Source organism: Dietzia sp. CQ4 (genome assembly GCF_014145125.1).
GTDB classification, from domain to species: Bacteria; Actinomycetota; Actinomycetes; order Mycobacteriales; family Mycobacteriaceae; genus Dietzia; species Dietzia natronolimnaea.
In genome coordinates this window covers 1-1759 of the sequence record NZ_JAALDZ010000212.1, presented here as the reverse complement: position 1 = coordinate 1759, position 1759 = coordinate 1, and the positions used below count along the sequence as shown (strand labels likewise).

General features: G+C 71.4%; 2 protein-coding genes. One reads left to right on the top strand and one right to left on the bottom strand.

What is annotated here, in order from left to right; all coding sequences use genetic code 11:
- Positions 1–70: 70 nt before the first annotated feature.
- Positions 71–775: a cyclic nucleotide-binding domain-containing protein gene (locus tag G6031_RS12505; protein WP_182610554.1), complete on the bottom strand. Its 705-nt coding sequence runs from the start codon at positions 773–775 to the stop codon at positions 71–73.
- 317 nt (positions 776–1092) lie between these two features.
- Between G6031_RS12505 and nth the strand changes: the two genes are divergently transcribed.
- The coding region (gene nth / locus G6031_RS12500) for an endonuclease III (protein WP_187702266.1) at positions 1093–1759 on the top strand (667 nt) is incomplete at its 3' end.

Here is a 1759-nt window from a genome sequence, read left to right as displayed (position 1 = left end):
TGTGTGCGGAACGCTCTTGTCGACGGGGCCGACGGGGCCGGCGGGGCCGACGGGGCCGGCGGGGCTCAGCTCAGCGGGCGCGGCGGGCCAGGCGCTCGGTGTCGGAGATGATGACGCTCTTGCCCTCGAGCCGCAGCCAGCCGCGGTGCGCGAACTCGGCCAGGGCCTTGTTGACCGTCTCGCGGGAGGCGCCGACCAGCTGGGCGATCTCCTCCTGCGTGAGGTCGTGCGTCACGCGGATGTTGCCGCCCTCCTGGGTGCCGAAGCGCTGGGCCAGCTGCAGCAGCGCCTTGGCCACGCGACCGGGGACGTCGGTGAAGATGAGGTCGGCCAGGTTGTTGTTGGTGCGGCGCAGGCGGCGGGCCAGCACGCGGAGCAGCTGATCGGAGATCTCGGGACGCTCGGAGATCCACCGCTTGAGCGCGGAGCGGTCCATGGCCTGCACGGAGACGTCGGTGACGCAGACCGCCGAGGAGGTCCGCGGGCCCGGGTCGAAGATCGACAGCTCGCCGAACATGTCCGACGGGCCGAGGATCGACAGCAGGTTCTCGCGGCCGTCGGGGGCCTTGCGGGAGAGCTTCACCTTGCCGGAGGTGACGATGTACAGGCTGTCGCCCTGCTCGCCCTCGCGGATGATCACGTCACCCTTCGAGTACTCCTCGCGGGTCAGGTCGGCACGCAGCGCCGAGACGGCCGCGGGCTCGACACCCTGGAAGATGCCGGCCCGGGTGAGTACGTCGTCGGCAGACTGGTCCGTGCGGCGATCTATCGTCACAGTCTGTGACCCTCCCGTTCGGGCGCGGACGAGCGAGGTCCGCGCCATGGCGTGCGTGTGGCGAAAGCCACTGTAGCCGTTCCGGTGCCCCAGGTGTGACCAACGCGCGGCGACCGGGGTGGGTCAGGTCTCGATCTTCTCCGGCTCGGCCAGGATGGCGGCCTCGAACTTGTCCATCAGGAGGGCGAAGCCGGCGAGGAGGACCGGGACCAGGACGACGAGGATTCCCTGCATGACCCCGAGTAAACACCCCCGCGGGCCGGCGCGCACGCGCGGGCCGGCGCACCCGAGGGTGGTCCGGGCCGTAATGTGGACTCATGCCCGACCCCGCTCCAGCTTCCACGAAGCGCCGCAGACGAGGGGTGGCCGCGAGGGGGGTGGAAACCGACCTCGGGCGCACCCGCCGCGCCAGGCGCATGCTCCGCACCCTCGAGAGCGCGTTCCCGCACGTCTACTGCGAGTTGGACTTCCGCGACCCGCTGGAGCTGAGCGTCGCGACGATCCTGTCCGCGCAGTGCACGGACAAGCGGGTCAACGAGGTCACACCCGCCCTGTTCGCCCGGTACCGCACGGCCGCGGACTACGCGGGCGCGGACCGCGAGGAGCTGGAGGCGCTGATCCGTCCGACCGGTTTCTACCGCAACAAGGCACGCAGCATCCAGGGTCTGGGCGCGGCGCTGGTGGAGAGGTACGACGGCGAGGTGCCGCGGCGGCTCGACGACCTGGTCACCCTCCCCGGGTTCGGGCGGAAGACGGCCAACGTGGTGCTCGGTAACGCGTTCGGCGTGCCCGGGCTGACGGTGGACACGCATTTCATGCGCCTGGTCGCGCGCTGGAGGTGGACCGAGGCCACCGACCCGGTCCGCATCGAGCGGGAGGTGGCGCGGCTGCTCCCGCGCGCGGAGTGGACCGACGCCAGTCACCGGATCATCTTCCACGCCCGACGGGTGTGTCACGCGAGGACCGCGGCCTGCGGGGCGTGCG